Raw genomic sequence first — 5032 nt, forward strand, 5'->3', positions numbered from 1 at the left:
GTTTTATAGTTCAATTGTTGCTTTTTTATCCTCAGATCATTTTTTTAAACTGCTATGATCACTTTAGTAACACGATTCATCTGTTACTATTTTCATATTATTCACGCGATAAACTTCCTTACTTTTCCCTTTCCCTTTACTATCGTGACTTATTCTATCGACAAGATTAATGGCATGGACAAGGTTTACCACGTTCTTACTTTAGCAGGCATCGCACTCTATTGGTTTTTGGTCGCCGCAGTCACGCTACGCGTTGTATTGAAACGCCGAGCGGTGAGTGTTTCTCTGGCTTGGCTGATGGTGATTTATATCATTCCGATTGTGGGAGTGATCTGCTACTTTCTTTTTGGTGAGCTAAATTTAGGGCGCAAGCGTGCAGAGCGTGCGAAGGAAATGTTTGCTCCATTTGGTGATTGGTTTAGACAGCTTAACGATTGCCAAGCTCATGCCCCTGAGGGAATGGGTGCTCAAATTTATAAAATTGATGAACTGTGTAACCACCGTATGGGGATTCCGGCCTTAAGTGGTAATACGTTATCACTGCAAACCTCCCCTAACGAAATTCTGCATTCCATCATTGCCGACATCGAACAAGCTCACACTAGCATCCAAATGGTATTTTATATTTGGCACCCAGGTGGATTGGCGGATTCGGTTGCGTCAGCTCTGATCCAAGCGGCCAAACGAGGTGTGCACGTTAAGCTGCTGCTTGATTCCGCAGGGAGCCCCCGCTTCTTCAAAAGTCATTGGTATACCATGATGAAAGACGCAGGAGTTGAAGTCGTCCAAGCGTTAGAAGTGAGCCCGTGGCGGATGTTCTTACGCCGCTTAGACCTACGCCAACATCGTAAAATTATTGTTATCGACGATAAAATTGCCTACACAGGCTCGATGAATTTGGTTGACCCGGCCTATTTCAAGCAAAACTCCGGTGTGGGTCAATGGGTCGATATTATGGTTCGTATTACCGGGCCTGCGGTCAATGTGCTGTCCGCAGTACATTGCTGGGACTGGGAGGTGGAAACAGGAATACGCATGTTGCCAGCACAACCAGAATGTACTATCGCTCCAGATCAGCCCCATCATCCAGTACAGGTTGTCCCCTCAGGCCCTGGTATGCCAGAAAACTTAATCTCTCAAGTGTTAACACTGGCGATTAATCAGTCAAACCAATCCGTTAGGATCACTACCCCTTACTTTGTTCCTAGTGCAGACCTATTAGCAACGCTAAAAATGACCGCTCAGCGCGGTATCAATGTTGAGATCATTATTCCACATAAAAATGACTCATTGATGGTCAAATGGGCATCTCGCGCATTCTATGGCGAGCTACTTGAAGCAGGGGTGAAAATATACGAATTCTACGGTGGTTTGCTGCACACGAAATCAGTCGTGATCGATAACCAGTTCTGTCTTGTCGGTACGGTGAATATCGACATGCGCAGCTTATGGCTCAATTTTGAAGTCACGCTCGCGATTGAAGACCAATCTTTCACTCAGGAAATGAACTGGCTACAGCAACACTATATAGAACAATCTGACTTGGTTGAGCTACCAATATGGGAGCAACGCCCACTGTATCATAGGTTTTTTGAACGATTGTTCTATTTGTTTAACCCTCTGCTATAAACTTTTTATCTGACTGGGGTTGCCAAGCTAGGCAACTCCATGTTTTAAATAACGAACTCTCTCCCAGACAAGGATTTCGGATGTCAGAAGGTAAAAAAACACTGTTGGTCAATGCGGGTCGTAGTAAAAAGTGGACCAATGGCGTTGTCAACCCACCTATTCAGCGCGCCTCTACCGTTGTATTTGATAGTGTGGCTGAAAAAAATCATGCGACTGTCAATCGGGCTAATAAAACACTCTTTTATGGACGCCGTGGTACTCATACGCACTTTGCGTTCCAAGAAGCAATGGTGGAAATTGAAGGTGGCGTCGGTTGCGCGCTTTTCCCTTGCGGTGCGGCCGCCATTGCCAATAGTATTCTTTCCTTTGTGCAAACGGGTGACCATATTCTGATGGTCGACACTTGCTATGAACCTACTCGTGATTTTTGTGAAAAAATCATGAAAAAAATGGGCATAGAAACGGCCTACTACCCACCGACCATAGGTGAAGGGATCCGAGCTTTGATCCAACCCAATACCAAAGTGTTGTTCACTGAATCACCCGGCTCGATCACGATGGAAGTGCAAGATATCCCGACCTTATCGCGGGTTGCACATGAACATAACATCATTGTCATGCTGGATAACACTTGGGCGGCGGGCGTGAACTTTTCACCTTTTGAACATGGTGTTGATATTTCGATCCAAGCGGCGACGAAATACATTGTTGGCCACTCAGACGTGATGTTAGGAACAGCGATTGCCAATGAAAAATGCTGGGATCAATTGCGAGAGCAAAGCTATTTGATGGGACAATGTGTCTCACCTGATGACGCTTATTTAGGGCTACGAGGGCTAAGAACGTTAGATGTTCGCTTACGTCAACATGCTCAAAATAGCTTAGCCATTGCGCACTGGTTAGCAGAACAACCTGAAGTGGATCATGTTCGCCATCCTGCGCTAGAGACTTGTCCTGGACATGAGTTTTATCAGCGTGATTTCACTGGTGGTAACGGGCTGTTTTCATTTGTATTAAAGAGCAGTGATATAAAAGCTACGACGGCTTTGCTCGATGGCATGCAACATTTTAGTATGGGCTTTTCATGGGGTGGGTTTGAAAGCCTGATTTTAGCTAATGAACCCAAAAGCTTTGATAGTTTAAGAACCGTCGCACACCCGCACTTTGCAGGTACACTGATTCGAGTGCATATTGGTCTTGAAGATGTAGACGATCTGATCGCTGATCTAAAAGCGGGATTAGAACGCTACAGTGCACAGCTTGCTCTGCGTGCATAATATGAGCGGAAGAACAAAAGGCCGCTGAATCTTCAGCGGTCTTTTGCATATTAGGTTACCCTGAAAAATTAACGCTTGGGGCAATCAGCCAAATGATCGTTCACCATACCCACCGCCTGCATAAAAGCATAACAAATCGTTTCGCCAATAAACTTGAAGCCTTTTTTCTTTAGAAATTGGCTCATCGCCTTAGACGTGGGCGTCGATGTAGGGATATCACTCATCTGCTGCCAATGATTGAGCACTGGTTGACCATCCACAAACTGCCACAATGCTTTGGATAAGGAACCATACTCTTGCTGCAACAGTAAAGCAGCTCGTGCATTGGAATAGACAGAGGCAATTTTTCCTTTGTGCTTCACCACATCGAAATGTTCGATAATGTAAGGTGCCCGCGTTTCGTCGTACTGAGCCAGTTTTTCAAGATCATAACCGTCAAAGGCTAAGCGATAACCTTCGCGCTTTTTCAAAATCGTAATCCAGCTCAGCCCAGCTTGCGCACCTTCTAACGTCAAAAATTCGAACAACTTGACATCATCGTAAACGGGAATGCCCCACTCATTATCGTGATAATCGCGCTCTAAAGGGTGATTCATCGCCCATGCACAAGTCATTTCTGTATGATGCTTCATTTTTTGTTTCCTTACCCTTACCTTCATTTGCGGTGTCAGTTGAACAATGACACTGCAAATCTACGTGCCTAGCTTTACTTTTTAAAGCTGATTAAACTCACGATTGACTTTAAATGCTTCAGAGGTGACATAAGCCTCCATTTTACGGATTTTCTGATCCACTCGAGTTAAATCTTGATCCAATGTCGCCAGCAAAGCTTCGGCGGTTTGTCCTTGCTCCCAAGGCTTATTCTTCAATGTATGTTCGCGTTGGGCTTTTAGCGTTTCAACATACTGAGTAGGCTGCTTTTCTAACATCAGCATCAAAGCCATATAAGCTAAAAGCACTAAAAAACCACCACCGAGTAGTGCAGCCGAGATGACCAATATACGCACCAACCAAACTTCTAACCCAAGATAATTAGCAAGCCCAGCGCATACGCCAGCTATTTTGCCATTGACCGGATCTTTATAGAGTTCTCGGCTAGCCATGATTTTGCCTCCAAGTCGGTGATTCAGCATCTAAGATGCGTTCAAGGGTTTCAACACGGCTTTGCAGTTTTTCCGCTTTTTCAGATAACGCTTTGATCCGCTCTAAATCCTCTTGTGACAATGAGTTGCTGCTATGTCGTTTACCTCTGTAATGCAGAAAAAGCCATATCGGTGCAACAAAAATCAAAAAGACAATCAGTGGACCTGCGATAAAAAATGATGACATATATGCCACTCCTCGTTATTGGTTTTTGTCCATTTGTTGTTTCAGTTTTGCTAGCTCTTGTTCAATTTCATCTTGCGCTTGAAGTTCAGCAAATTCTTGGTCGAGTGACTTAGCGTTACCGGACATAGCGTAGAGATCGGCTTCAGCTTCAAGTTCATCGACTTTACGCGAGTACTGCTCAAACTTCGCCATCGCTTCATCAGTACGGCTAGTATGCAAATGACGTTGCACATCACGACGGTTGTGCGCAGTTTGGCTACGAAGTGCCAAAGCTTGTTGCTTCACCCGTGTTTCGGCAATTTTGGCCTCTAACTTACCGATTTCCCCAGTCAATTTATCGATAGTTTCTTCTACCAAGGTTTGTTCAGTGTGCAAGCCTTTCTGCATTTCTTGCAATTTCTTTTTTTCAATTAAAGCAGCGCGAGCGAGATCTTCACGCTGTTTAGCAAGCGCCAAGGTCGCTTTCTGTTGCCAATCTTCAATATGAGAGGCCATAGAATCCACTTTACGCGCGAGCTCTTTCTTATCCGCAATAGCTTTGGCCGAATTGGTGCGTACTTCCACCAAGGTGTCTTCCATCTCTTGGATGATTAAGCGGATCATCTTTTCAGGATCTTCCGCTTTATCTAACAGTGCACTGATATTCGAGTTTACGATATCGGCAAAACGAGAAAAAATACCCATGTTCAATCTCCTGATTAGTTGTTCATGACGATGTAGTTATTGGTGAGCTATTTTAAATCGCTCAAAACGTTAAGACGAGAAGAGATAACCAAGTTTCATGCCATATATAAATC

6 protein-coding genes are annotated in these 5032 nt (G+C 44.4%); 2 read left to right on the plus strand and 4 right to left on the minus strand.

Annotated elements, in window-relative coordinates:
* The first annotated feature begins 174 nt into the window (after nt 1-174).
* Both cls and B9J87_RS14615 read left to right on the plus strand, forming a co-directional pair.
* Nucleotides 175-1629: a cardiolipin synthase gene (gene cls / locus B9J87_RS14610; protein ID WP_094151483.1), complete on the plus strand. Its 1455-nt coding sequence runs from the start codon at nt 175-177 to the stop codon at nt 1627-1629.
* 80 nt (nt 1630-1709) lie between these two features.
* Complete coding sequence (locus B9J87_RS14615) at nt 1710-2906, plus strand: cystathionine beta-lyase (protein WP_094151486.1); 1197 nt, start codon at nt 1710-1712, stop codon at nt 2904-2906.
* A gap of 68 nt (nt 2907-2974) precedes the next feature.
* On the opposite strand, the gene B9J87_RS14620 is transcribed toward B9J87_RS14615, so the two are convergent.
* The 4 genes from B9J87_RS14620 to pspA are packed head-to-tail and all read right to left on the minus strand — an operon-like array spanning nt 2975 to nt 4919.
* A complete protein-coding gene (locus B9J87_RS14620; protein ID WP_013857035.1) occupies nt 2975-3565 on the minus strand; it encodes a DNA-3-methyladenine glycosylase I in 591 nt (196 codons plus the stop codon).
* 54 nt (nt 3566-3619) lie between these two features.
* Nucleotides 3620-4009 (minus strand): envelope stress response membrane protein PspC, encoded by a 390-nt coding sequence (gene pspC / locus B9J87_RS14625; RefSeq protein WP_013857036.1) that lies wholly within the window; start codon nt 4007-4009, stop codon nt 3620-3622.
* Nucleotides 4002-4235, minus strand: a complete 234-nt coding sequence (gene pspB / locus B9J87_RS14630) for an envelope stress response membrane protein PspB (protein ID WP_026027627.1) — start codon at nt 4233-4235, stop codon at nt 4002-4004. Before pspB ends, pspC begins: the two co-directional genes overlap by 8 nt.
* Nucleotides 4236-4250: 15 nt before the next feature.
* Nucleotides 4251-4919, minus strand: a complete 669-nt coding sequence (gene pspA, locus B9J87_RS14635; protein ID WP_026027628.1) for a phage shock protein PspA — start codon at nt 4917-4919, stop codon at nt 4251-4253.
* Nucleotides 4920-5032: the final 113 nt, after the last annotated feature.

Origin of the sequence: Vibrio sp. V19_P1S1T109 (assembly GCF_002241375.1) — a bacterium.
Taxonomy (GTDB): Bacteria; Pseudomonadota; Gammaproteobacteria; order Enterobacterales; family Vibrionaceae; genus Vibrio; species Vibrio anguillarum.

Coding starts and splice junctions, on each gene's coding strand:
- pspA (WP_026027628.1), bottom strand. CDS start 4,919: ATGGGTATTTTTTCTCGTTTTGCCGATATCGTAAACTCGAATATCAGT.
- B9J87_RS14620 (WP_013857035.1), bottom strand. CDS start 3,565: ATGAAGGTAAGGGTAAGGAAACAAAAAATGAAGCATCATACAGAAATG.
- cls (WP_094151483.1), top strand. CDS start 175: ATGGACAAGGTTTACCACGTTCTTACTTTAGCAGGCATCGCACTCTAT.
- B9J87_RS14615 (WP_094151486.1), top strand. CDS start 1,710: ATGTCAGAAGGTAAAAAAACACTGTTGGTCAATGCGGGTCGTAGTAAA.
- pspB (WP_026027627.1), bottom strand. CDS start 4,235: ATGTCATCATTTTTTATCGCAGGTCCACTGATTGTCTTTTTGATTTTT.
- pspC (WP_013857036.1), bottom strand. CDS start 4,009: ATGGCTAGCCGAGAACTCTATAAAGATCCGGTCAATGGCAAAATAGCT.